Origin of the sequence: Synechococcus sp. H70.2 (genome assembly GCF_047462275.1) — a bacterium.
GTDB lineage: Bacteria > Cyanobacteriota > Cyanobacteriia > Thermostichales > Thermostichaceae > Thermostichus.
Genome location: NZ_JANSIU010000015.1, coordinates 1 through 24,333 on the forward strand (window position 1 = coordinate 1; position 24,333 = coordinate 24,333).

Sequence of the window (24,333 nt, forward strand, 5' to 3'; positions counted from 1 at the left end):
AGTGGCGCCGGCTGTTCGTGGCTAAGACCTACCCAGCCCAGTTGACCTCTACACCCCTGGCCCCGGCCAGGGGTTTTTTTGGGGCTGCTGTAGTCCTTTTCCCCTGCGACCTCTTAAAGTTGAAGTTGGGTCATTGCCTCTGGGGGTAACCAATGGCGATCATTTCTTCTCGGGATCCCAGGCAGCAACAGCAAGAAGAGTTGCCTCTTGACGAAAGCAAAGCCGGAAGGAGGTTGCTGCAACCCCAAGCTCAGCCCGGCGAAGCTCAAGAAGAATCCCTCCGCCCGCGCACCCTAGCCGAGTACATCGGCCAGACGGAGCTGAAGGAAGTGCTCTCGATTGCCATTGCGGCAGCCCGCGCTCGCGGGGAGCCTTTGGATCACCTGCTGTTCTACGGCCCGCCCGGCTTGGGCAAAACCACGGTGGCTGCTGTGCTGGCGGCGGAGATGGGATCCCGCTTCTACATGACCACGGCGCCAGCGCTGGAGAGCCCCCGCGACATTGCTGGCTACCTAGTGCGCCTTAAGCGGGGCGATGTGTTGTTTATCGACGAGATCCACCGCCTGCCCAAGGTTACTGAGGAATTGCTCTATCCGGCAATGGAGGATTTTCGCCTCGACATTACCCTTGGCAAAGGTCGCTCTGCCCGCATCACCTCTATTCCCTTGGAGCGCTTCACCCTCATTGGGGCCACCACCCGCATTGGCGCTCTGACTTCGCCGCTGCGGGATCGCTTTGGTCAGGTGCAGCGGCTGCGCTTCTATGAGCCCCACGAACTGGCGGAGATTGTGTTACGCAGCGCTCGCCTCTTGAACACCTCCATTGATTGCGCAGGAGCTGAGGAGATTGCTCGCCGCTCCCGAGGCACCCCTCGCATAGCCAACCGCCTCCTGAAGCGAGTGCGCGACTATGCCCAGGTGCGGGGCAATGGCCACATCAGTCGTGAGGTTGCCATTGCTGCTTTGGAGTTGTTCCAGGTGGATCCCATGGGCTTGGATTGGACGGATCGCAAGCTCCTGACGGTGCTGGTGGAGCAGTTTGGGGGAGGGCCCGTGGGCTTGGAGACCATGGCCGCCGTGACAGGCGAGGATCCCCAGACCATCGAGGAGGTGTACGAGCCCTATCTCCTGCAAATTGGCTATCTGCAGCGCACACCCCGCGGGCGCGTAGTTACCCCTGCTGCCCTGAGGCACCTAGGCTACGCAGCCTAATCCTCACCCCTCTCCCCCCAGGAGGAGGGGGCTAATCTAGCTGCGATCGTCTTTCCTCACCGGTCTGAAGCTGGGTACCACCAACTCTTTGTTTTGCTTGGTCAGGCGGCCATACAGCTCCTGGGTGTTGGGGAAGTTGGCCGCTGGCAGGGTGGGGAAGCGGCGGTAGGGCACCGTGTCCTCGCCAAAGAGATCCCGGTACTCCTGGGTGTTGAGGAGGGCCCGCACAAAGGCCTTCAACCCCTGGGTGGCCAAGATCTGGTTGTACTTGCGGATCTCCTGCTGATTGAGGGGCGCGCGGCCTAGGAAGTGCTTGGTGCCCAGCTCAATGACCTTGGTGTTGGGGTAGGGAGCGTAGAACTCAGCGCGGTACAGTTCAGAGCACCCCAGCGCCTCGATGAACTCCTTGACGGTAATCTCACCATTGCGCAGCTTGGACTCGGCGGAGCTGAGCTCGGCGCTGATGTTGTAGATGTCCATGTCCCGCTCGAAGACCTGCCGGTAAGCAGCGCGGATGAGGTTGTTGACCTCCGCTTTGTTGGCCAGGCTGGTGAGCTTGAAGACAGGGATCTCTTGGCGAATCCTGGGCACTCCCTGCTGGACTCGCCGCTGGATTTCCAGCTCGCCGGAGGGCTTGTCCTGGGGCTGGCCCAGCTTGACAAAGAGGGGGATATCGTCGTCGGTGCGGATGGGCCTAGTAACCACGGCCATGTCGCTGGAGCCAGGGCGCATCCGCCGCAGGGCCAGGCCGCCGGGGGTGAGGTAGCGCTCGTAGGGCACGATATCTTCCCCGAAGACCTGCTGGTACTCCTCGCTGTCGAGGATGGCGTCCACCACGGCGTAGAAGCCCTGCTTGGAGGCAATGTCAAACAACCGGTTCATCTCCTGCCGGCCGTAGGTGGGCCGACCCAGCAGCTTGCGGTGGATGAACTCGATGGCTTTGCAGACGTAGAGGCTAGACCAGTACTTGTTGCGGAAGAGATCCGACTTGGCCAGTTGGCGGACAAACTCCTTGACGGTAATCTCGCCCGACTCCAGCTTGATCTCCCAGCGGGTGAGTCGTTGGCCTTCGTAGGGCACATAGCCGTACACCTGCTGGTAGCAGGCGCGGATCACCGCCTGGGTGGATCCCTCGCTGCCCACGATGCCGGCCCGCACCCCTAGCCGCCGGCTGCGGTCGCTGGGGGTTTGGGTAAGCTTGAAGACTTTGGGGCCAAGGCTGCCGGGATCCCCTACTGCCTTGGGGTTGGTGCGGGCATTGGTGAGGGCAAAGCCGCGCCGGATAAGAATGCGCTTGACATCCTTGCTGAAGGGAGCGGGACTGGCCTTGAGGGAGCGAGTTTCTTTGGGGAAGATGGCACCAAACTGAATCTCCAGCGGGTCGTTGCCAACGCCATAGGGGTGCTGATCCGGCAGGGGGCGGTTGTAGCGGGCAAAGAGGGTGATAAATTGGGGCACCTTGCGGCGCGGAGCCGCGTAGTTGTAAAGGTCGAATTTGGGCCCCCAGTTGGCGCTGGTTTGGGCTTCCACCCCCAGCTTGCGCAGGTAGGGCACCGTCTCCTCGCCAAAGTAGTCACTGTACTCGCGGCTATCCACTAGGGCATCCACTAAACCCGCCAACCCCTTGCTGGAGACGATGGCAAAGTAGGTCTGCACCTCCTCGCGGGTTTCTGGGGCCCGTCCCAGGAAGTGGCGGAAGGCCAGCTCCACCACACGGCTGTTGATGTAGGGCTCGTAGAACTGCTTGCGGTAGAGCTCCGATTTGCCCAGGCGGCGGATAAACTCCTTCATGGAGATCTCGCCGTTTTTGACCTTTGACTCCAGGTCGGCCAGCTTAAGGCCATAGGCGCGGCGGATATCCCGCTCGAACACCTGGCGGTAGGCGGCTTTGATAACCTCCTCTTTCTCCGCGTTGGAGAGGCCCGGCTTCATGGCAAAGACGGGCACTTTTTCGGCTGCCAAACTGTAAACCTGCGGCAGCTTGAGTCCCTGCAGAGGCAGACCGTCGGCGGTGCTGGCGTTGCGCTGCCGCAGCTTGTCGGAGGGAGCAGGGGCAATGAACTCGCTGAGCAGCACATCAAAGTACTGGTTGATGATGGCCACGGCCTCGGCATCCTTGCGGAAGTAGCTGGCCGAGGCCCGCTTCATCTCCTGGAGGGCGACAATGGTGGCCTCAGCAGAGCAAGCATTTTCGATAATCTCCCGCAGGCCGCGGGTGTTAACCACAAGGATATTGGGATCCCCAGCCACCAGGGCATAGGTGACGTAGCGCAGGAACCAGCTCAGATCCCGCAGCGACTTGCGCATGTTGGCAGCCCCGTAGCGGGGGATGTTAATGGGACGGAAGTTGGGTGGGATCTCCACGCCGCTGGCGCTAAAGAGGTTGCGGATAGCCTCGATGAAGCCACCCGTGGACTCCACGTAGAAGGCAGTACCTAGCTTAAAGGCTTCTTTCTCATCCTGGGTGGCTTCTGGCCGCTCCAAATAGGCCATGGGGGAGCCGCCGGTGAAGATGCGGTTGGCTGCCCGACTGACAATGATTTCGGAATTGGCGGCAATGACCTCGGCAATCTCTAGCCGTTTTAGGCCAGTGGAGAAAAAGTCCTCGAGGCGGTCCAGCTCGGTGCGCGACAGGTAGCGATCCTGTTGCTCCGCCTGGGAGATGGTCGAGAGGGGCAGGGTTTGGTAAAGACGCGGACTGGAGACGACTGCGCCGCCGGATGCGTTGATACCCATCGGTCTCTTAAACTCCGTTTATTGAAAAACTGCCAACAAGGGCCAGGGACGATGCCATCATAGGACAAGGGCTGACCCCTGGACTCAACTAGACCGGTCCCACGTTCCTCTCGGAGCTGGGGAGGAATGGACGCCGGATCCCTGAGGAGGAAGCCAAGCCTAGAATACTAGGGGGATGCGCCAAGAGGGGGGAGGTTGTTGCAGTTTGTAACACTTGTTCTCAGCCCCCTTCTTGTTGAAAACCATGGCCTCTAACCCGCTTGCCCAGCTCCCCAACCCTCTCCGGACAAGTTGGGAGCAGGGCTGTTACGAGTTGGTTGCCCAAGAGCTGCAGCAGCAGCTGGAGCAGGGATCCCAACGGCCAGAACTGTACTGGGGCTTGGGAGCTGCTTACCTACTCCTGGGGCGGGAGCTAGAGGCGCAGCTTGCCTGGCAGGAGGGTCTGGCCCTCCTAGGGGCCGAAGGGGTGGCCGAAGCTGAGGCTACCCGCTGCTGGGCAAGGGGACTGCAGGAGCTGGCTGAGGGGCTGTGGGAAAGGGGGCAGTGGCCGCAGGCGGCGGCTTTGTATCGGCAGTTGCTAGAAAGTGGCGCTGCCCCAGAGGCGGCGTTGGCGGCCCATCGCCTTGGCCTAGTCCAGGAGCGCAGCCGACTGTGGCTAGAAGCAGCAGAGTGGTTTGAAGAGGCCTGCCGCCGGGATCCAACAGCCACGGAGAGCTTTTGGCGCTGGGGCCTGGCCCTGCTCAAGCTGGGCCGGTTGCGGGAGGCCCTCTCCCCTCTCCAGGAGGCAGCGAGGCTAAGGCCAGAGTGGGGGGATCCCTGGGTGCAGATGGGCCTGGCTTGGCTGGATCTGGGGGAGCTGGAGCAGGCGGTGGCCTGCTTTCAGGAGGCAGCGGCGCGGGGCACCCAGACAGCAGAGCTCTACAGCTACTGGGTAGAGGCTCAGGTGCGGCGGAATGACCCGCAGGGGGCTTGGGAGAAGTTCCGGCAGGCGCTGGCTGCCGAGCGGGAGTGGCTACAGGCCTGGTGTGAGGGCAGCGGCAGAGACAGTCGGCTGCGGCTGGAGCTGGAGCAGGCCCTACAGGGATCCCCGGGCAGCCTTTGGCAGGAGCGGTACCGCGCCTGGCAGCAGCGCTGGCTCCCTGCGCAGGCAGCCCTTCCTTCCCCAGCCTGCCAGAGCCCACCGCCCAGTGCTGGCAACCCCCTGCCAGTGCCCAGCCAGGGTTACCTCACCACCCGGCAGTGGCACCAGGCCACCGGCGAGGGCAGCTACCAGGTGCTGGATCCAGAAGGGGTTCTCTGTCTCCAAGCTCCTCCTACGGCTGACCCTGCCATTGGGCAAAAGCTGCGCTCGCAGCGGATCCCCTTGGCCGAGACCTTTGTCGCCCAGATTCCGCAGGGATCCGTGCACGTGGGCCACTATCCCCGCCACCTCTACGCCAGCTTTGCCAGCGCCGTGCTTACCCGTAGGGGTGAGTTGCTGGGCGATGTCTCCCCCAGCTTGCCGCCGCCGGAGTTTCTCGACTGGGACTGGAAGCCAGAGCACCTGGAGCACCACCCCGTCTTGGACCTACCCCACCTGGGGCCGCCAATTTTGCTGGAGGGCTCTGTTGCCCTCTTGCCCCTGGGGGCGGTCAACTACTTCCATTGGATGGTGGACATCCTGCCCGCCCTCGATCTCCTACGCCGCTCCGGCGTCCTCGAAAAGGACATCCCCCTCTTGGTTCACGGCTACCAGGGCAAGCCCTTTCAGGTGCAAAGCTTAGCTGCCTTGGGGATCCCACCAGAGCGCCTCCTTAGCTTTGAGCAGGCGGGGGGATCCCATCTGCAAGCGCAGAACCTGATTGTGCCCTCGCTGGCGGGGCCGGTGGGGTGTCTAACCCCCAGGGGCTGGAAAGTGCTGCAGCAACTGGCTCCTCTGGGGCAGGCGGCGGGGCTACCGCGGCGGATCTACAGGATCTACATTAGTCGTCGGGCTGCCCGCTGGCGGCGGGTCATCAACGAGGCAGAGGTTCTCGAGGCTTTGCGCCCCTGGGGATTTGTGCCCGTGCAACTGGAAGCCCTTTCTCTAGCCGAGCAAATAGCCTTGATGCAAACAGCAGAAGCAGTCATTGGCATCCACGGAGCGGGCCTGACCAACCTTGCCTTTTGTCAACCTGGGACTCTTGTAGTTGAGATCTTCCCCCGCAATGCCGTGCTCCCCTACTTCTGGAGCCTTGCCCAGGTGGCGGGGCTGAGCTATTTCCCCCTGCTGGCGTCAGTCTGCAGCCCGGCCCTGGTGGCCCTGCTGGCTAGCCCAGAGTTGGATCGGGAGGATGCCTGGGTGCCGATCCCGGATTTGCTGAACCTGCTTGAGCAGACAGGGCTGCGTTGAATCTATGGGATCGGAGGGACTCGAACCCTCACGTTCTTGAAGAACAACGGATTTTAAGTCCGTAGCGTCTACCATTCCGCCACGATCCCTGGAGGAGCTGTACCACTCTACCAAACTGTTTGCTGTGGAGGGCTAGGAGGCTTCTATAGGGAGAGTATGACATGCCAGCTTCTGGGAGACAGCCTGGTGCAAGAAATGGGCCAGGGCTGCCACACAGTCTCGATCCTCAAAGAGCAGGTCGCGGCGCTGTTGGATCTGCTGGGAGATGTGCTGCCGAAATTGGGGATCCGTTCCCAGTTGGACGGCCAACTCTTCGTAGCGCTGAAGGTCTCGGGCAATTAAGAGATCAAGGCCCATCCTTTTGAGGATGGCATAGGTGTGGCGGCCCCGCAGGAACCGGCCAGGGCAGGTCACTACAGGCAAGCCGGCAGCAACAGCTTCCAGGGTGGTGATCCCGCCCGACCAGCCGTAGGAATCCAGCATAATGTCGGCGCAGCGGTTGAGATCCAAGTAGTCTTGATGATCCAGTTGGGGCAAGATCAAGCAGTGGTCTTCTGCAGAAAGGCCATAGGCGGAGAAAGTTCGGGAAAGACGCTGCCAAAAGTGTTGGGCAATGGCAGCATTGGGCAACGCCAAGAAGACAAATTGGGCGTTGGGCACTCGCTGGGCAATGGCGGCAAAAAGATAGTCATATTGGGGCAGATACTTGCCCAGGTATTGACAGGTAAGATAAACTACCGCGTCTTGGCGCAGGCCAAAGTCCTGGCGGTAACGCCTCTGGCGAGGCAAAATCGGCTTTTCAAAACAAGTACCCAGGCGGGGCAGCCGAACTAGGGTTTCGCTGTAGTGAGCCTGCCCATCTTCGGGCTCCATCAGGTCGCTGGAGAGAAAGTAGTCAATGGTTGAAAGTCCAGAAGTTACAGGATGGGCCCAGGTGGAGCATTGCACTGGGGCTAGCCGCAGAGATGCCAGTTGCAAAATTAGGGGAGAAAGGCCAATTTCCAGATACACCAAAACATCGAGCTGATCCTGCAAAATTTGGCGGGCAGCATCTTCAAAGCCAGTGGGAATGTGGCGAAATACATCCGCATACTGGCGATATTGCTCTGTCATGAAGTCGGTTCTAGGATCCAAATGGTAGGCAAACACCAGAAAAGGCCACTGGGAGCTCGCCTTTAAATACTTCACCCACCCTAAAGAAAGACGGCTGTAGGAGCAAGCGCGCATCGAGGCCGAGACAAAGCCAACGCGAATGGGATCCCCTGGCCGAGCCTGCCGGGGAAGACAGTGCCAATTGGGGTAGCAAGATTTCACGATGCGCTGCACAAACTGAGCGTATTTTTTCTGCAGCTCCAGGTCGTCGCAGCCCTGGTACTGCAGATGGTGGGGTGTTCCCCAGCTTGACCCTAAAAAGGCAAGCCGCCGCTGCTCTTGGGTGTCCAAGGGCGTCTCCTCAATGAGGCGATCCAGGTGTTCTACAAAGCGAGAGCGAAATCTATGCAGCTCTTCCTCATCCTGATAGAGGGCGGGCAAATAGAGATGGTAAAGCCAGCGAGCTACCACCAAATTGGGATCCAAAGTCCACGCCTTTTCCAGGTGAGCCAGAGCCGCGCTGTGTTCCCCTTGCTCGCGATGGGCTATTCCCAGATAAAAATGCACCTCAGCCCAAGGGATCCCTGCTGCTGGATCTGGATTTTCTAACAAGGAGCTAAGCAAAGGGATCGCCTCTTGATGGCGGCGTAGGTTAACAAGAATCTTGCCGGCTTGCAAAGCAGAAAGGTAAGCCTTGGGATTGAGGCTCAGGCTCTGCCGATAGCAAGATAGCGCCTTTTCCAGTTGCCCCAAAGATTCATAGACAACACCCAGGTTGTGATGATAGAGGGCTACGCGGGGATCGAGCGCAATGGCCTCGGCAATCAAAGCAGCCGCCCATTCCCCCTCTCCCCTGGCATGAGCCACCGTCCCCAGCAGATGGAGAGCGTCGGCTTGATCCGGAAACTCCGCCAGAATTTCTAAGTAGATGGCTTCTGCAGTTTGCAAGTCGCCAGCCTGCTGGGCCTGGATCCCGGCCAGGAGCTTATCCGTGGGGGTGAGATCCGACATCGACAACGAGGGAAGCTGGAGATCTTCCCCCACTATAGGCGCTTCAGCCCCCTGAGGCTCATGTTGTCAAAAGCACACAAAAACGGTATCAGCGGCTCTGCGAGCGCCTCGCCAAATCCCGCAAAGGCCGATTCTTTCGTTGACCCGCTCGATGCCTTGCGCCACAAGGCTTTCAGGCCTCTTGCCCCCCCTCTTCCAGGCCCTTTTTTGCCGTCTTCGACCGACCCCCTCGCAAATGGGTCTTGCATTCCTCGCCCCGCTTGGGTTTAATAGGGGTAGAGGTTCCCCTTCGGGGGGATCCCTAGAAATTGGAAACAAAATAAAATCGCTGCTAATTCCTCCCTCTGCCTGCGATTGGTTCCCCTTCGGGGGGATCCCTAGAAATTGGAAACCATTGCGGGCCAGATGTAGTCTACGTCCTCCGGCTGGTTCCCCTTCGGGGGGATCCCTAGAAATTGGAAACGCTTCATCTTGCCGGTCTTGACCCACTGGGCAACCCGGTGTTCCCCCTTCGGGGGGATCCCTAGAAATTGGAAACTAGCGGCGGCTAGAGGCTTTCTTCGCGGCCGGGGCCGGGGGTTCCCCCTTCGGGGGGATCCCTAGAAATTGGAAACATGGGTAGTTCTTTCCAAGTATCCTTGCTCGGAAGCTTTAGGAGTTCCCCCTTCGGGGGGATCCCTAGAAATTGGAAACTCATCGGCGCCCGCGACAGGAGGACCTTGCGGCCGTCGTTCCCCCTTCGGGGGGATCCCTAGAAATTGGAAACACTCCCCTCTCGCGGATTAACCGCTTGACCACTCTCATGTTCCCCCTTCGGGGGGATCCCTAGAAATTGGAAACAAGTATACGAAGCGCAGCTTATCCCTCTCGGGTGCACCACGGAGGTTCCCCCTTCGGGGGGATCCCTAGAAATTGGAAACACCCCCGCCCCTCGGGTTCAGAGAGTCAGATCGCAGCTATCACGTTCCCCCTTCGGGGGGATCCCTAGAAATTGGAAACTGTAAGAAACCCCCGGCTTCTCTACCGGTTGCTTTTCGTTCCCCCTTCGGGGGGATCCCTAGAAATTGGAAACGTGAAGATTGACTAGCGTAGGGCTGTTTCCGCTCGGGGTTCCCCCTTCGGGGGGATCCCTAGAAATTGGAAACTCCGAACGCAGGGTGCCGTTGACGAATTGGGTCCAGTTGTTCCCCCTTCGGGGGGATCCCTAGAAATTGGAAACACCGTGACGTCCATACCCACCGTCACAGTCCTCCCCTTGTTCCCCCTTCGGGGGGATCCCTAGAAATTGGAAACGTTGCTTTTGCTTTTTCACCGGGTGGGCCAATATAAACAAGTTCCCCCTTCGGGGGGATCCCTAGAGAGTGGAAACTAAGAGCAACAAACAAAAGCCCCCGCGTTGGCGGGGGCTACTTCTTGGAGGGATCCCTAGGAATTGGAAAGGTCTACAGCTACCCGGTGGGCGCAGGCAAACCCGGAGAAGGCGACGGCGTTGAGGCCTTGACCGGGGAAGGTGCTATCGCCCACGCAGTAGAGGTTGGGAATGGCGGTGCGGTTGAAGGGCATGCCCAAGAGGCCCCAGGGAGTGCCGCGAGGGATGGGGCCGTAGGTGCCGTTAACACGGCCCAAGAAGCGGCGGTGGGTGCGGGGAGTGCCCACCTCCAGCAGCTCAATGTGGGATCCCAGCTCTGGCCAGAGGGCCTCCAGGCGGCGGATAAGGCGTTTGGCTGCCGCTTGTTTTTGCTGCCGGTACTGCTCCGGGCCTAAGCCCTGCCAGGTCTGCATCCAACTGGGGGTAAAAGCGTGGACGATGTGGCGGCCCGGCGGGGCCAGCTCCGGATCCAAGAGGGTGGGGATGGAGACGAAGATCGTGCCCTGCTCCGCCTCCAGGTCTTGCCAATCTTCTAGAAGAATGTGGTGACAGTAGCGCTCGCCAGCCAGAGCCTCAGCCCGCACCCCCAGGTGCAAGCTTAAGAAACTGGAGGATTGCTGATAGCGGCCCTGCCAGTGCCGCTCCGCCGCCGGCAGGGATCCCGGCCAGAGGCGCTCAAAGGTATCCCAGCGGGTGGCATTGGAGATGATCTTGCGGGCAAAGAGCTTTTCCCCCCTGGAGAGCTCAACGCCCACGGCGCGGCCCCGTTCTTCCAAAATCCGCCGCACCGGCGCCCCGTAGCGGATTTGCCCCCCACAGGCCTCTAGGCCTTGGGCCAACTTCTGGGCAATCTGCCCCACCCCTCCCTTGGGGTAGTTGACGCCGCCGTAGTGGCGATCACAAAACACCATGCCGGCGTTGATCATGGGCGTGCGATCTGCCGGCACCACCGACCAGCAGTAGCACTCCATATCCACAAAGCGCCGCAGCGCCGGATTGCGGAGGTAGCGCCGCGCCACCTGGCCCACATTCACCGGCAAGTAGCGGGCCAAGGTCAGGCAGGCGCGGGGGTTACCGACAAAAGAGCGCCAGAGATAGCCCCACTCCTCCAAAGAGAGGAGCTCCATGGCGTTGAGGCTGTTGAAGATAGGCCAGAAGCTGTCGTAGAAGCGGCGGATGCTGCCCGCTTCTTGAGGGAAATAGCTGGCTAGCTCCTGCAAAAACTGCTCGTAGTCCCGGTGCACACGCGGGCTAAGCCCCTGGGGCAGGTGGTAGGCAATCTGCACCGGGTCGGGGATGGATTCCAAAGACTGGCCCACAGCAGCCAGGGCGCGGGTGAGCAAGTTGGTGGTACCTTGAGTGCCCAGGCCAAAGATCATGGAAGCCCCGACATCAAAGCGGTAGATCCCGTTGCCGTTGGGATCCGGGCGCTCAAAGTAGCCAGCGCTGCCACCAGGGATGAGGTATTTTTCCAGCACCAACACCTGGTAGCCTTTGGCCGCCAACTGGGTGGCCGCCACCAGCCCGCCGATCCCAGCGCCGATGACAATGACATCCCAAACAGAAGAGGGAGAAGCGGGAGTGGCTGTAGCCTGAGGTCGAGAAGAGAGCGTTTGGGTCAAGGGATCCTTACTAGTGCAACGCCAGTATCTCAACCTAGCAGAGCTTGCCAGCAAGCGGCGCAGGGCACTTGGGCAATCCCTTGGAGCTCGCAACGATTCAGAGCAGGTCTTTGAGGCCGCGGCTGCCAGCATAGCGGCTGTAGGCGTAGATTAACCCCAGACTCAGCCCGGTAACCAAAAAGCTAAGGGCCGCTCCAAAGGGGTAGTCCAGGCTGGCGCCAAACTGCATCTGGATGACATTGCCAATTAACAGGGTCTTGCTGCCCCCCAGCAAGTCCGGTACCACGAACATACCCAGCGCTGGGATGGCCACCAAAATCAAGCCCGTCGCCAAGCCCGGCAGCGTTTGGGGAAAAAGCACCCACAGGAAGACCTGCCAGTCGTTGGCGTAGAGATCCCGGGCTGCCTCCGCCAGGCGCCAGTCAATGCGCTCCACTGCGGTGTAGAGGGGCAAGACCATGTAGGGCAAAAAGGTGTAGACCATGCCCAGGTACACGGCCAGCCAACTGGGGTAGAGAGCTGTCTGCGGTGGGATCCAGCCCAGCCAGGCGGCCAGGCGGGCCAGCCACCCTTCTGGCGCCAACACCACCATCCAGGCGTAGGTGCGAATCACGAGGTTAATCCAAAAGGGCACCACCACCAGGGTCAGCAGGAGATCCCGCTGCCGGGGCGGGTGGGCGGCAATAAAGAAAGCCAGGGGATAGGCCAGGAGCACACAAAAGAAGGTGGTGACGGCCGCCACCACCAGGCTGCGACCCAGGATCTGCCAGTAGATGGGCGTCCAGCCCAGGGGGCCATAGCCGAGAATGCGCAGGTAGTTGGCCAGCGTCAGGGGCAGGCCTATCTGGCCAAACTCGCCGCGGCTGAGAAAGCTGCAGGCCAAGAGCAGCAGTCCCGGCAGCACCAAAAACACCACCACCCACAGCACCCCCGGCCCGGCAAAGATCAGGCTGTGCAGCAACTCCTGCCAGGGGGTGAGCAGCTCCCCAGCGCGGATTCGGAGCCCCTCTTTGGGAGCAGCGGGTTGCTCTAGCATCGCAGCTCCTCCTGGCCGGGATCTGGCCGCAGCCGCACCAAGTTCTTGGGAGGGAGATGGGCCACCAGGCTCTCCCCGATGGCAAAATCCAAGTCTTCGATGTCAGCGTTGAGGGTGATGGCTTTGAGCTGCTGGCCGCTGACCGTCCGCAACAGGTAGTGGTTTTCTGCTCCGGTGTAGATGAGGTTTTCCACTCGCACAGGCACCTGGTTGGGCAACAGAGGATCCCAGCCCTTCCGGGAAAGGCGGATCTTTTCCGGGCGAATGACCAACTGTACCGGTTCCCGGCTGGCCGTGACCCCCAGGACCTTGAGTTTGCCCAGGGGGGTATCGACACAGTCCGTGCCACAGGCGATCCCTTGGATAAGGTTGCTGGCTCCCAGAAAGTCCGCCACAAAGGCCGTTGCCGGCCGCTCGTACACCTCGTCAATGGGGCCGACTTGCTCAATGCGTCCGGCCCGCATCACCGCCACCCGGTCGCTGGTGACCAAGGCCTCCTCCTGGTCGTGGGTAACGAAAATAAACGTCATGCCCAGGCGGCGCTGCAATTCGCACAACTGCACCTGAAGCTGCTTGCGCAACTTAGCATCCAACGCCGAGAGCGGCTCATCCAATAGCAGCACCTCCGGCTCATTGACCAAGGCGCGGGCCAGGGCCACCCGCTGCTGCTGCCCCCCGGAGAGTTCCTGGGGCTTGCGCTTGGCCAGATCCCCGATCTCCACCAATTCCAGGGCAGCGGCCACCCGCTTGTGCAGGGCCTCCCCTCGCACCCCCCGCATGCGCAGGCCGAAGGCAACGTTTTCCTCCACCGTCATAAAGGGAAAAAGGGCATAGCTCTGAAACACGGTGTTGACATTGCGCTTGTGGGCGGGCAGGTGGCTTACGGGGCGCCCGCGGATCACTACCTCGCCAGCATCGGCCATTTCCAGGCCAGCGATGATGCGTAGCAAAGTGGTCTTGCCGCAGCCAGAGGGGCCCAATAGGCCAAAAAACTCGCCTCGCCGAATCTGCAAGGTGATGCCATCGAGAGCCACGAAGTTGCCAAAGCGCTTGCGAATCCCCTTGAGCTCCACATCCCAGTCAGGATTCTGGGAAAGGCCAGCACTGATGCCTGCCATCGCCGTTAACAGCCTTGCACTACCCTTAACCCAGTATGCAGGTTTGCGGTGCAGGGGGGTGGGCAGGCGGGCGCCCTACAGCCATTCCGCCTCCGGCGTTTCTTCCCCTGCTTGCTCCTGGGCCCCCCAGACCCAATCGGTGAGGTCCTGGGCAGGGATCCCTTGCGGCATGAGCCCGTGGCAGCGGGAGCAAAACAGACAACTGGCACAGCGTTCACCGTAGGGGATCCCGGGAAAGTCCTGCGCCTCCAGTTGCCGCAGACGGGCCAGGGTGGCTTTGAGGTGGGCCAGATCCCGCTTGTAGGCGGCGGCGCTGTAGCGCAGCTGAAAAGGCTGCTGCGGGTGTTGCACATACCAAAAGGTCAGTTGCACCTGCTCCGGCTGGAAGGGGACTTCCAGGGGCAGTTGATCGGCCACCCCACACAGCAGCAGCGGGTAGAGGCGCACCTGCCAGTCCTGGGCCAACTGTTCGTCGGGGGGGCGCTGCCGCTCCGTCTTCCAATCCACAATCTGCAGGGATCCCGGGGCAATCACCAGCCGATCCAGGCGGGCAGTGAGGTTAAACCCCTCTATGCGCTGCCAGAGGGGCAATTCGGCCAACACCCGCCCCTGCGGATGGGCATGAGGACTGGCCAAGAACACCTGCCACCACTGGCGTACTGTCTCGTCCAAACCAGACAAGCGCGGCTCCACCTGCCGCCCGCGGCTGTACCACTCCACCAGGCGGTGGAACTGCTGCCCTCGCCGTTGTTCTGCTTCGTGCTCAAAGGCATTGGCTGCAGGCCAGAGGAGCCGCTCTAGGTACACGTAGCAAAACAAGCGGGGGCAGTAGTCCAATAGCGATAGAGCCGAAGCCGAGAGGTTGACCTGCTCAAGCCCCAGCCTCAGCGAGCAAAGAGCGGAAGGGATCCCGGACATTGGTCAAGACAAGGAGGTTATGGCCATTCTATGGGACTGCAATTGAGTCAGCTGCCAGGACAAGGAATGGCCTCTAGAAAGGGATAGAATTAAACTCAGGCTGGCGCTAGGTTTTGTGCCACTAGCGCCTGAGCCTTTGCCAACCGTCTTGAGAGCGAGGAAAGGGCCGTGGAGCTAGCTGAGATCGAGGAGTTGATGAACAAAGCAGTGCAGGCCACCCAGCGCTCCTTTAACACGGTGCGCACCGGGCGGGCCAATGCCAGCCTGCTGGATCGCGTTCAAGTAGAGTACTACGGCGTTCCCACTCCCCTGAAGGCGCTAGCCAGCATTACCACTCCAGATGCCAGCACTCTCTTGATCCAGCCTTTTGATCCCTCGACCCTGGCGGCAATTGAGCGGGCCATCCTTGCCTCTGACCTGGGCCTGACGCCTAGCAACGACGGCAAGGTGATACGCCTCACTCTCCCCCCGCTAACGGAAGAGCGGCGCAAGGAGCTAAGCAAACAGGTGGCCAAGCTGGCCGAAGAGGGCCGGGTTTCTATTCGCAACATTCGCCGCGACGCCATTGACGCGGTGCGCAAGCAGGAGAAAAACGGCGAGATCTCCGAAGACGAGTCCAAGAGTCGCCAAGAAGAGATCCAAAAATTGACCGACCGCTATGTCAAGAAGATTGACGAGCTGCTGGCAGAGAAAGAAAAGGAACTAACCACGCTCTAGGACTTGCAGCAGCGCTTTCCCTCGATCCCTATAGCCAGAGTTTGGCTTCGATCAGGAGGGAGGGAGAGGGCGGGCTTGTAGCATGAATCTTATCCTGTGTCATCAAGCGGCAGATTTTGACACCCTGGGGGCGGCGGTGGGCGCAGCTCGGCTCTATCCGGGTGCTCGTATTGCCTTGACCGGCGGATCCCTGCCAGGGGTGCAGGAGTTCTTGGCCCTCTACCGGGACGAGTTTCCCCTCATCGAGCTGCGCTCGGTGGATCCCCAGCAGGTCCAGCGCTGGATTCTGGTGGATTGTTACGACCCGGATCGCCTCGGTAAGGCTGCTGCCTGGCTGGGCGTTCCTGGGGCGAAGATTGAGATCTTTGACCACCACCTGCCGGCTACCCCGCTGGAGGAGCTGTGGCCCCAGCAGCAAGTTAGCGCTCACATTGAGGCCGTGGGATCCACCTGTACCCTCCTAGTGGAGCGGCTACAGGCGGCTGGGATCCGCCTCAGCCCCTTTGAGCGGCTGGCCCTGGCTTTGGGCATCCACATGGACACGGGATCCCTGACCTTCCCGGAAACCACGGCCCGCGACGCTGCGGCCCTCACCTGGCTGTTGCAGCAGGGGGTAAACCTGGTGTTGTTGCGGCGCTTCTTGGGGGATGGCCTTACCCCCTTGATGCAGGAGCTGCTGAGTCAGGGGTTGGCCCAGATGCAGGTGGAGGAGGTGGGGGAGTACCGCCTGGGAACATGGCTCCTAGAGCTGCCGGAGTTTGTGCCCGGCTTGGCCGGCCTGGTGATGCGGCTGATGGAGCTGACAGGGGTGGATGTGCTGCTCTTGGTGGCGCGGCAGGGGGAGCGGCTCAGCCTCATTGGACGGGCGCGGCAGGAGTTTGCCCAACTGGGTCAGGTGATGGCCCGCTACGGCGGCGGAGGCCACGACTGCGCGGCAGCAGCTACCCTAAAAGCCTCCCCAGACCAGCCCTTGCCCGACCCAGCCCAGGTGCTGGCCGACCTTAGCCAGGCAGTTAAAGAGCGGATCCCGCCGCCGGTGACGGCTAAGGATTTGATGTCCTCACCGGTGCGCACCATTCGGCCCGAGGTTACCATTCAGGAGGCGCAGCGGGTGCTGCTGCGCTATGGCCACTCTGGCCTGGTGGTGGTGGACGGCCAGGGCCGCCTGGTGGGGGTGATCTCACGGCGGGACATTGACATTGCCCTGCACCACGGCTTTGGCCATGCCCCTGTCAAGGGCTACATGACCACGGATGTCAAGACCCTCTCCCCTGACACTCCGCTGGCGGAGATCCAGCGGCTGATGGTGCAGTGGGACATTGGCCGGCTGCCGGTGCTCCAGGAGGGCCAGTTGGTAGGGATCGTAACCCGCACCGACGTGTTGCGGCACCTGCACCAGTTGCCGGCCCTCTCGCCTCGCCTAGCTGTTCCTGCCTTCTCCTGTCCTCTGGATCTCACCTTTGCTGCTCTCTCGCCGCGGCACCGCCAGTTGCTAGAGGAAGCTGCCCGCCTTGCCGACGAAAAGGGTCTGCGGCTGTATCTGGTGGGGGGAGCGGTGCGGGATCTACTGCTGCACCAGTGGGGACGGCAGCCTCCCTCTCGCCTGGAGCGGCTAGATCTGGACTTGGTGGTGGACGGGCCTTACCCCTTGGCCGCCGATGGTACGGATCCGCCGGGCTGGGGGTTGATCCTGGGGAAGGCCCTCAAGCAGCACTTCCCCGAGGCGCGGTTGGAGATCCACGGCAAGTTCCAAACAGCAGCCCTGATCTGGCCAGGGGGCTTTTGTGTCGATATTGCCAGTGCCCGCACGGAGTTTTACCCCTACCCGGCTTCGCCACCTGAGGTGGCCATGGGATCCATCCAGCAAGATCTCTACCGGCGGGATTTTTCCATCAATGCCCTGGCCCTGCGCCTCAACGGCCCCCAGCGGGGTCAGTTGCTGGATTTTTTCGGCGGGCAAGCGGATCTGCAGCAGGGGATCATCCGCGCTCTCCACCCCAACAGCTTCATTGAGGATCCCACCCGCATCTACCGGGCGGTGCGCTTTGCTGTGCACCTGGGCTTTACGCTGGATCCGACCACTGAAGAGTGGATCCGCGCTGCTGTAGCCAGCGGCCTCCACGATGCCGTTGGCGGGGAGCGCCTCAAGCAGGAGCTGGCCTACATCCTCCGCTCCCAAGACTGGCCCATGGCCTTTGAGCGGCTCTCGGCGTGGGGAGCCCTGCGCTGCATTCACCCCGATCTAACCTGGGAGCCTTCCCTGTGCCAGCGGCTGCAGCGGGTTGGCCGCTGGGCCTATCACTTCCGCCGCCGCTACCCCGAGTTGGGATCCCAGGAAATCTGGCAACTGCGCCTGGAAGCTCTGCTTCTGGCCCTGCCCCAAGCGCCTCAGGTGGCAAGCCAGCTCCACCTCACCCAAGCGGGCATCGAACGCCTCAGCCATTTCCCCTCCTACCAAGCCTTGCTAGCGCAACTGGCAAGCGGATCCCTCTCCCCAGCCCAGGTGGTGCAGCTGCTGCAGCGGCTGCGTATCCCGGAGGTGATCCTGTTGGCGGGGCTTGCCGACAAGCCAGCGCGGCGGCTGATCTGGCGCTACCTGCAGGAGTGGCACTGGGTGAAGCCGCCCCTCAACGGCCACGATTTGCGCCGGCTGGGCTATAAGCCGGGCCCCCTGTTTCAAGAGATTTTGGATTGCCTACGCTACCTTACCCTCAATGGCGAGCTCACCACTCCTATTGAGGCAGAAGCCTGGCTGCGGGAACACTACCCCTTGCCGCCACCTGCTGGCAGCCTCAAAACCGGCAGAGAAGGGCCAGACTCACCATTAAGCCACTCCACACTCCCAGAACCTGCCGCAGTAGCTGCAGGCTCTCCTGCACTACCTGGCGGCTCAAAGGGCGAGCTGGGATCCCCACCTTTGGCTTAACCTTGGGAATGCCGCGGTAGCGATTGGTTCCTCCCAACTGAATCTGCAGCCGCCAGGCAAAGGCTGCCTCGCTCCACCCTGAATTGGGGCTGGGATCTGCCTGCCCGTCGCGGCGACAGCGCTGCCAAAACCTCCAGGGATCCCCGCTCAGCAGCGCTAGCGTCAGTACCGTTAGCCGGCAGGGCAGCCAGGTTAACACGTCCTCGCAGCGGGCCGGCACCGTGCCCAGGTAGGTAAAGGGGGCATGGCGATAGCCCACCATTGAGTCCAGTGTACTACTGGCCTTGTAAGCCAACGCCAAGGGTGCTCCCCCCAGAAAGGCATAGAACAAGGGGGCCGTCGCCCCATCAGGGGTATTTTCCGCCACTGTCTCGATCACCGCCCGCAAAATCTCTGGCTCCGTCAGGTGCTCTGTATCCCGACCTACATAGCGGCTAAGGCGTTGGCGGGCCTGCACCAGATCCCCTTTTTCCAAGAGATCCAACACTTCCAAGGCAGCAAAGCGCAGGCTGCGCCCCCCCAAGCAACTGGCCATCAGGATGGCCTGCATTAGGATCCCTGCCCAGGGGTGGAGAGTGTGGGCAATGGCAATGAGACCCCAGCCCGCTGCGTAGGAGCCCGCCAGCAGCGCCACGGTAAGAATTGCCCCGCCCCAGCGCTGGGCTAGAGGAGTTGAACAGTGCTGGAGAATGCAGCCTTGGCCCCAGGCAATAACAGCCCCCATTACCCGCACGGGGTGAGGCCACCCCCAGGGATCCGCCAGCAGATAGTCCAGGGCCAAAGCTGCCACTAGCACCAGAGGAGCAGTTGGCTGAGCAGGGAAAAACAGCCAGGCTTCCATCCTGCTGCTATTTAGACGACAAACTTTCCCTCCTGGTTTTGGGCTGCCTGCCAACTGCGGGCATCGAAATACAAATCTTCGAGCGTGGTTTCCTCCAACACTTGCTGCACCCGCTGGGCAATCCGCTCCCAGAGGGCCACTGTTACCCAGTCTACTGCCGCGCTGGCCCTTTCTTGAGGGGCTCTTGAGGGATCCCAAGACTCTCCCACCGCCGCCAAGATGGCGCTAATGGGGATTCGCCGCGGCGGCCGTGCCAGCCGATAGCCCCCTTGGGCCCCTCGCTGGGAGCAAACCAAACCGGCTTGGCGTAGCTCAATGAGCAGCTTTTCCAAGTAGGGGGCCGGGATCCCCTGGCGCTCGGCAATAGCCCGCACCGACGCCCTCTGGCCCTTGCTCAGCATCGCCAGATCCAGCAAAGCTCTGATGCTGTAGGTGGCTCGTGTCGTTAGGCGCACTGGCACTCTCTTCCTACTTTCCCACTCGATCCGCTTGCCAATAAAGCACGAGGGCGCTAAGGGGGCGAGTAGAGGTCAGCAGACCCGCAAGGAGCATCCCCCAGGGGTTCCAAGCCGAGCTTGCCAACAGCAGGCCCATAAGCAGAGCCGCTCCTCCCCCTTCTGCCCCTGCTGCCAAGAGCCAGGCCCAGTCCACTTTCCCCTGCCGAGTCAGCAGGATCCCTTGCAGCCCACCCACGCCAAGACCTACCAACAAGCCGCGCCAGGGATTGGCCATCGCTAGCAGGGCCCTCTGGAGCCAGGGATCGCTTGGATCAAAGACGGGGATTGCCCTCCCCCCCTGCAGAGGGAGGAGATCCGCCGCCAGCCAACCGAGAGCTGTGGCCAGCAGCGTCGCTAGCACCCACTGCCAGGAGACTCGTCGCCGCAACACTGCCCACTGCAGCAGTCCCATGATTAGGCCGAGGCCGGCTCCAACCACCACCCCTTGGAGGGATCCCAAAGTAACCAGCAGCGGGGCCAAAGCCGCCAACCCTAGGTAGCCGCTGCCAGCCGCTGCCCCATTGGCCAACAGCCAAGCCAAGGCCAGCCCTTTGCCCAGCTGAGGTGAAGCTGCAGGAGGCAGGGGAGGTTTGGGGTGTTCCTGAGCAAGCTGTTGCTCGACCTCGCGTAGCCCCTGTTCTGCCGCAGGATTGCCCGGTTCCAGCCGCAGCACCCCCTGATAGTCCATCTGGGCAAGACCCCAATGGCCCTGCCGCTGGTGAGCCAGGCCGCGGTAGAGATAGTAGCGGGCTTCGTTGGGAGCCCCCTGGATGAGGTCGTTGAGAAGGTGGACAGCCTTCTTGTACTCGCCTGCCTCAATCCAACGCACGGCTTGCCGCAGCTTTTCCTCCTCCGCCTCTAGGCTAGAAGTAGCCTGTTGGGGAGACGGGCTCTTGTTCCCGTAGACGGCCTGGAGCTCTTGGGCCAGCTCTTCCACGGTGGCCGGGCGAAGGGCAGGGTCTTTCTCCAAGCAGCGGAGCACCACCTTTTCCAGCGCCTCGGGGAGAGGGTAGGGTAGCGGGTGGTCGCGAAGGGGACGGGGCGGTTGAAAGTTGTGGACGTGGTACCAGCCCTGCAAGGTATCGGTAGCAGGCTCGAAGGGAAGCTTGCCAGTGAGTAACTCGTACAGCACCACCCCCAAGGAGTAGATGTCGGAGCGAGCATCCAGTTTTTCCCCTCGCATTTGCTCTGGGGAAGCATAGGCCATCGTGCCCAGAAAATACCCTGTTTGGGTTAGGCCGCGGGAGGACTCCCCCAGGAGCTTGGAAATGCCAAAGTCCAGGAGCTTGACCCGCTCTTTGCCATCGGGCCCTTTTTGCACGAAGATGTTGCTAGGCTTGATGTCACGGTGGATCACGCCGCAGATTGAGTGTTTGCCCAGATCCATGTAGAAGTTGTGGGCATGGTGCAAGGCTGAACAAATTTGCAAAGCCAAGTTCACCACTCGCTCAGGAGGTAAAGGGCCCTCTTGCGCCAGCACCTGGTCCAAGCCCTGGCCAGTGTAGGGTTTGGCGTTGAGGTACTCCATCACCAGGTAGGGCTGGTTTTGGTACAGGCCGTAGGAGCGCACCTGCACAATGTTGGGGTGCTCCCCCAAGAGAGCGCTTACCCTCGCCTCGGCCAGGAAGCGCTGCTGCAGGTGTTGGTAGTACTCCGGCGCCATGCCCGGCGGTGGCGGGCGCAGCAACTTGACAGCCACCACTTCGTTGCCAAGCTGGGTATCCACTGCCTCGAACACATGGCCATACCCCCCTTCGCTGAGGTGTCGGAGTAGCCGGTAGCGGTTGCCGATGAGTTGTCCAATCAGTTGCTGGTTCATGGAGGAGGAAGGCCAGCTGCAGCCGACTCATCAGCGATTCTAGTCGGCTGGGCGCTGGTCTTGGACTTAGGCTGCCGCTAGGATTGGAGCATGGATCCTTCTTTCTCCCCCTTTTGGCGCGAGGTAACTGAGTTTGCCCTCCAGCTAACCGCACGGGTGGGAACTCAGCTCTTGGCCGACTTTGGCCAGGTGTGCTCCAGGGAAAAGGCAGACGGCAGCTTAGTGACCGCTTCCGACCACTGGGCTGATCAAACCTTTCAGGAGGCAATTGCCGCCGCCTACCCAGATCACGGCTACTTGAGCGAGGAGTCAAACCACATCTTCCCCGAGAAAGAGTGGTGCTGGGTGGTGGATCCCCTAGATGGCACCACCAATTTTGCCCACGGGATCCCCATCTGGGGTAGCTCGCTGGCGTTGTTGCACTGGGGCCTGCCCGTGTTTGGCTGTGTCCATTTGCCGCCTATCCGTCAGACTTTTTACGGCTACTGGCCCCAGTTTCCCGGGGATGCCCCAGCCGGGGCTTTCCTAGCCCGCCACGACCGGGATCCTGCTTGTCCTCAACCCATCCGCCCCAGCCTTGCTCCACCCGGCCCCAACCAACTGTTTAATTTTTGCTCCCGCAGCGGCCATTGGATTAGCCCGCAATTTCCCTGCAAGGCGCGCATGCTAGGGGGTACTGCCTACAACTTGCTCTCGGTGGCTAGCGGCAGCCTTCTGGGGGCGGTGGAGCGATCGCCGAAGATCTGGGATGTGGCGGCAGTGTGGGCTATTGCCAAAGGGGCGGGCGCAGTGTGGGAGCCTCTTGGCCCTACTGACCCAGATCCCGGCCAGCCTTTGAGGGGGGGCAAGGACTATGGCCAGCTGGCCTATCCGACGCTCTTGGTAGCTCAGGCAAAGTGGGTGCCGCTGTTTCGCAGCTTTATCTGCCTGTAGGCCGCATAAACTGCTTGCACGTTGTACCAGTTGAGGAAGAAAACCCGACACAGCTCCAGGGCCAGTTGAGAGCGCCCCCGCTGGATTAGCCAGCGCAGCAGGGGTTCTAGTCGCTTTTCGTTCAACCAACCCCCTAGCGACAGCAAGCCCCAGAGGATTTGGTGCAGGGGTGTTAGCTGGATCATGAACCGCACCGCCCAGGTGGGGTGCTTTTGGTAGAAAAGGATCCCCATGCGGCCCCGCTGTCGTTCCCGCTCAATGAGGGCCGGGAGTTGCTGCAGCTCAAAGGGGGGGTGCCAGTGGTAGCCGGTGGCCTGGGGGCACCTGACCAAGCGCAAGCCCAGGCGCTTGAGCCGTACCCCCAGCTCCAGGTCTTCCCAGCCGTAGAGGTGGAACCGCTCGTCAAAGGGGCCGGCGGGGGTTTCACAAGCCTGCTCCAGCCAGTGGCGGGCGATAGCCACATTGCCGGTGGCAAAAAAAGCGGCGGAAAAGTCAGTGGGCTTGAAAGGCTCGGAGCGAGGATCCTGGAAGTTGCAGGTGTTAATTACCCGCCCGTAGGTAAAGACTTTGGCCTCCTGCGGGGCCTTGGGATCGCCCGTTACGCCGTGCTGCCGCAGCATCCGGGCATGGGCGGCCAGGAAGTGATCCACCACCACAAGGTCACTGTCGATAAAGACAATGATAGATCCCTGGGCATGGCGAAACCCCAGGTTGCGAGCGGCGGCAGGGCCACGGTGCTCTTGGCACAAGAGTTTCAGCGGCGGCAAGCCCGGGGGCTGGCTCCGCAGCCATTCCACCGTTCCATCGGTGGAGCCGTCATCCACTACCACCACCTCGTAGCCGTCGTAGGGGCCAGGCTGCTGTTGGGCCAAGGCCCGCAAACACTGCTGCAGGATGGGAAGGCGGTTGTAGGTGGGAATGATGACGCTGATGTACACCGAGGATCCCTAGCGCTGCAGCCAATGGTAGCGTTTTAGAGGCTTATGAACTACCCCACCGCGTAGGCGGGTGGGGTTTCCCCATCCGCTTGACGGCGAGATTTTTGTCTCTTCCTCTGCCCCAGTTGCTCCATGGATCCCGTGTACCGGGTCTGTAAAGTAGAGCTGAAGCATCCAAGACTCACGAGGCTGGTTCCCAACCCCGGTTGCTGATTAGTAGCAACGTTGTAGAAAACCATCACCGTCCCCCTGTCCCTCTCTATCGCAAAACCACAGGCAGGGCAGACATGGTAACGGTTACTCAGGTCTGCCCACTCCTTGTGAACAGCACCGCACTAAGGACTCCGTCCCGCTGACGCGAACGGACAGCGCTGAGACGGCTTAAGGGTTTGCGTGGGAAGAAACAAGACCAGACCACCTTTCTGCTCAATTTTGTAGGTCAGCATTTGGTTCAACGCCCCAAACCCCACCGACAAAATAGACTTGTTTAGTCCGGCCTTGCGCTTCTTCCCTTTACCCTTAGCTTGACGGGTCATGCCCTTAACGTCGAGCTTTTCCGTTACCCCGCTCGCGTTAGCGGGACGGAGTCCTTTGTCATAACGACGGGCAATCTCTGAGGTAACCTTGTGTTGCCAGTCTTTACGCTGACGGGCAACTTTGGCTTTGAGCTTAGCCTCTAGCCGGTTGATTTTCTTCCATCTCCTAGAAGCCTTCACTCCCTTCCTGGGTGCACGCTTTCGTCGTTTGAGCTTGGCGACCTTGCGAATTTTCTCCTCACTCCTCTGCCTAAACCGAGGATTAGCAACCTCATAGAACTCACTCCCGTCGTACAGGGTTATGGCGGTCTCGGTACCCAAATCGTAGGCAACGATGGACTCATACTTCAAGTCTGATTGGGAACCAAACTTAGACCGAGGTACTTCCACCTCTACAGTGAAGGAAGCATACCACTGCCGTAAAGTTGGCTTGTAGACAATAGTTAGTGTGGTAGGCTTCCCCCAGTCCAAGGACTCCGTCCCGCTAACGCGACTGGCTTTGCCTCGCATCCTCAGGGTAATGCCCAAGTCCCTGAGAGTAACGGTGCCGTGCTTACCATGAGTATTTACCTTCCACCCCGTAGCGCTAGGATATGTCCAGCCAGAATACCGCTTGATTGGCTTAAACTTAGGCTTTTTGCT

15 protein-coding genes, 1 tRNA gene, 1 pseudogene and 1 CRISPR repeat array are annotated in these 24,333 nt (G+C 61.0%); of the genes and pseudogenes, 5 read left to right on the forward strand and 12 right to left on the reverse strand.

Annotation, left to right across the window (positions count from 1 at the left end; genetic code table 11):
- Positions 1 to 152: 152 nt before the first annotated feature.
- Positions 153 to 1,211, forward strand: a complete 1,059-nt coding sequence (gene ruvB, locus NW822_RS11035; RefSeq protein WP_414404468.1) for a Holliday junction branch migration DNA helicase RuvB — start codon at positions 153 to 155, stop codon at positions 1,209 to 1,211.
- A gap of 36 nt (positions 1,212 to 1,247) precedes the next feature.
- Here ruvB and NW822_RS11040 read toward each other — a convergent pair whose 3' ends face one another.
- Positions 1,248 to 3,947 carry a phycobilisome rod-core linker polypeptide gene (locus NW822_RS11040; protein ID WP_414362991.1) on the reverse strand — a complete coding sequence of 900 codons (2,700 nt, stop codon included), beginning with the start codon at positions 3,945 to 3,947 and terminating at the stop codon, positions 1,248 to 1,250.
- Between the two features lie 313 nt (positions 3,948 to 4,260).
- Here NW822_RS11040 and NW822_RS11045 point away from each other — a divergent pair, with 313 nt between their 5' ends.
- Positions 4,261 to 6,318, forward strand: coding sequence for a glycosyltransferase 61 family protein (locus NW822_RS11045; protein ID WP_414404469.1), 2,058 nt, complete (start codon positions 4,261 to 4,263; stop codon positions 6,316 to 6,318).
- Between the two features lie 5 nt (positions 6,319 to 6,323).
- Here the strand turns inward: NW822_RS11045 and NW822_RS11050 are convergent.
- The 6 genes from NW822_RS11050 to NW822_RS11075 form a co-directional block, all read right to left on the reverse strand.
- A tRNA-Leu gene (locus NW822_RS11050) sits at positions 6,324 to 6,407 on the reverse strand.
- A 43-nt stretch (positions 6,408 to 6,450) separates the two neighbouring features.
- The gene (locus NW822_RS11055; RefSeq protein WP_414404470.1) at positions 6,451 to 8,421 is read right to left on the reverse strand and encodes a tetratricopeptide repeat protein; all 1,971 of its coding nucleotides are present in this window, start codon (positions 8,419 to 8,421) and stop codon (positions 6,451 to 6,453) included.
- A gap of 280 nt (positions 8,422 to 8,701) precedes the next feature.
- Positions 8,702 to 9,790: direct repeats of the CRISPR family, unit length 36 nt; unit sequence GTTCCCCCTTCGGGGGGATCCCTAGAAATTGGAAAC.
- Between the two features lie 56 nt (positions 9,791 to 9,846).
- Complete coding sequence (gene crtH, locus NW822_RS11060) at positions 9,847 to 11,412, reverse strand: carotenoid isomerase (protein ID WP_414404471.1); 1,566 nt, start codon at positions 11,410 to 11,412, stop codon at positions 9,847 to 9,849.
- 97 nt (positions 11,413 to 11,509) lie between these two features.
- A complete protein-coding gene (locus NW822_RS11065) occupies positions 11,510 to 12,448 on the reverse strand; it encodes an ABC transporter permease (protein WP_414404472.1) in 939 nt (312 codons plus the stop codon).
- On the reverse strand, positions 12,442 to 13,566 hold the full coding sequence (locus NW822_RS11070; RefSeq protein WP_414404473.1) for an ABC transporter ATP-binding protein: 1,125 nt from the start codon (positions 13,564 to 13,566) through the stop codon (positions 12,442 to 12,444). The genes NW822_RS11065 and NW822_RS11070 overlap by 7 nt, the downstream gene beginning before the upstream one ends.
- 75 nt (positions 13,567 to 13,641) lie before the next feature.
- On the reverse strand, positions 13,642 to 14,484 hold the full coding sequence (locus NW822_RS11075; protein WP_414404474.1) for a PD-(D/E)XK nuclease family protein: 843 nt from the start codon (positions 14,482 to 14,484) through the stop codon (positions 13,642 to 13,644).
- Positions 14,485 to 14,652: 168 nt separating this feature from the next.
- On the opposite strand from NW822_RS11075, the gene frr reads away from it, so the two are divergent.
- Together frr and NW822_RS11085 are read left to right on the forward strand one after the other, a co-directional pair.
- Positions 14,653 to 15,201, forward strand: a complete 549-nt coding sequence (gene frr, locus NW822_RS11080) for a ribosome recycling factor (RefSeq protein WP_414361827.1) — start codon at positions 14,653 to 14,655, stop codon at positions 15,199 to 15,201.
- Positions 15,202 to 15,283: 82 nt separating this feature from the next.
- On the forward strand, positions 15,284 to 18,127 hold the full coding sequence (locus tag NW822_RS11085; RefSeq protein WP_414404475.1) for a CBS domain-containing protein: 2,844 nt from the start codon (positions 15,284 to 15,286) through the stop codon (positions 18,125 to 18,127).
- Here NW822_RS11085 and cbiB read toward each other — a convergent pair.
- The 3 genes and pseudogenes from cbiB to NW822_RS11100 form a co-directional block, all read right to left on the reverse strand.
- Positions 18,120 to 18,968: pseudogene (gene cbiB / locus NW822_RS11090) on the reverse strand (adenosylcobinamide-phosphate synthase CbiB); the annotation flags it as partial. The gene NW822_RS11085 and the pseudogene cbiB sit on opposite strands and share 8 nt — an antisense overlap.
- A gap of 11 nt (positions 18,969 to 18,979) precedes the next feature.
- Complete coding sequence (locus NW822_RS11095) at positions 18,980 to 19,423, reverse strand: RrF2 family transcriptional regulator (RefSeq protein ID WP_414362060.1); 444 nt, start codon at positions 19,421 to 19,423, stop codon at positions 18,980 to 18,982.
- A 13-nt stretch (positions 19,424 to 19,436) separates the two neighbouring features.
- Positions 19,437 to 21,284, reverse strand: coding sequence for a protein kinase domain-containing protein (locus NW822_RS11100; protein ID WP_414404476.1), 1,848 nt, complete (start codon positions 21,282 to 21,284; stop codon positions 19,437 to 19,439).
- A gap of 90 nt (positions 21,285 to 21,374) precedes the next feature.
- On the opposite strand from NW822_RS11100, the gene NW822_RS11105 reads away from it, so the two are divergent.
- A complete protein-coding gene (locus tag NW822_RS11105) occupies positions 21,375 to 22,217 on the forward strand; it encodes an inositol monophosphatase family protein (protein WP_414404477.1) in 843 nt (280 codons plus the stop codon).
- Here the strand turns inward: NW822_RS11105 and NW822_RS11110 are convergent.
- Together NW822_RS11110 and NW822_RS11115 are read right to left on the reverse strand one after the other, a co-directional pair.
- On the reverse strand, positions 22,172 to 23,155 hold the full coding sequence (locus NW822_RS11110; RefSeq protein ID WP_414361837.1) for a glycosyltransferase family 2 protein: 984 nt from the start codon (positions 23,153 to 23,155) through the stop codon (positions 22,172 to 22,174). The genes NW822_RS11105 and NW822_RS11110 overlap by 46 nt on opposite strands.
- A 335-nt stretch (positions 23,156 to 23,490) precedes the next feature.
- Positions 23,491 to 24,333: RNA-guided endonuclease InsQ/TnpB family protein (locus tag NW822_RS11115; RefSeq protein WP_414404478.1), on the reverse strand; the 843-nt coding region annotated here is incomplete at its 5' end.

Excerpts from the sequence above, each read along its gene's own strand:
- NW822_RS11040 (WP_414362991.1), bottom strand. The coding sequence starts at position 3,947 with ATGGGTATCAACGCATCCGGCGGCGCAGTCGTCTCCAGTCCGCGTCTT.
- NW822_RS11065 (WP_414404472.1), bottom strand. The coding sequence starts at position 12,448 with ATGCTAGAGCAACCCGCTGCTCCCAAAGAGGGGCTCCGAATCCGCGCT.
- ruvB (WP_414404468.1), top strand. The coding sequence starts at position 153 with ATGGCGATCATTTCTTCTCGGGATCCCAGGCAGCAACAGCAAGAAGAG.
- NW822_RS11105 (WP_414404477.1), top strand. The coding sequence starts at position 21,375 with ATGGATCCTTCTTTCTCCCCCTTTTGGCGCGAGGTAACTGAGTTTGCC.
- NW822_RS11075 (WP_414404474.1), bottom strand. The coding sequence starts at position 14,484 with ATGTCCGGGATCCCTTCCGCTCTTTGCTCGCTGAGGCTGGGGCTTGAG.
- NW822_RS11055 (WP_414404470.1), bottom strand. The coding sequence starts at position 8,421 with ATGTCGGATCTCACCCCCACGGATAAGCTCCTGGCCGGGATCCAGGCC.
- NW822_RS11100 (WP_414404476.1), bottom strand. The coding sequence starts at position 21,284 with ATGAACCAGCAACTGATTGGACAACTCATCGGCAACCGCTACCGGCTA.
- NW822_RS11085 (WP_414404475.1), top strand. The coding sequence starts at position 15,284 with ATGAATCTTATCCTGTGTCATCAAGCGGCAGATTTTGACACCCTGGGG.
- NW822_RS11070 (WP_414404473.1), bottom strand. The coding sequence starts at position 13,566 with ATGGCAGGCATCAGTGCTGGCCTTTCCCAGAATCCTGACTGGGATGTG.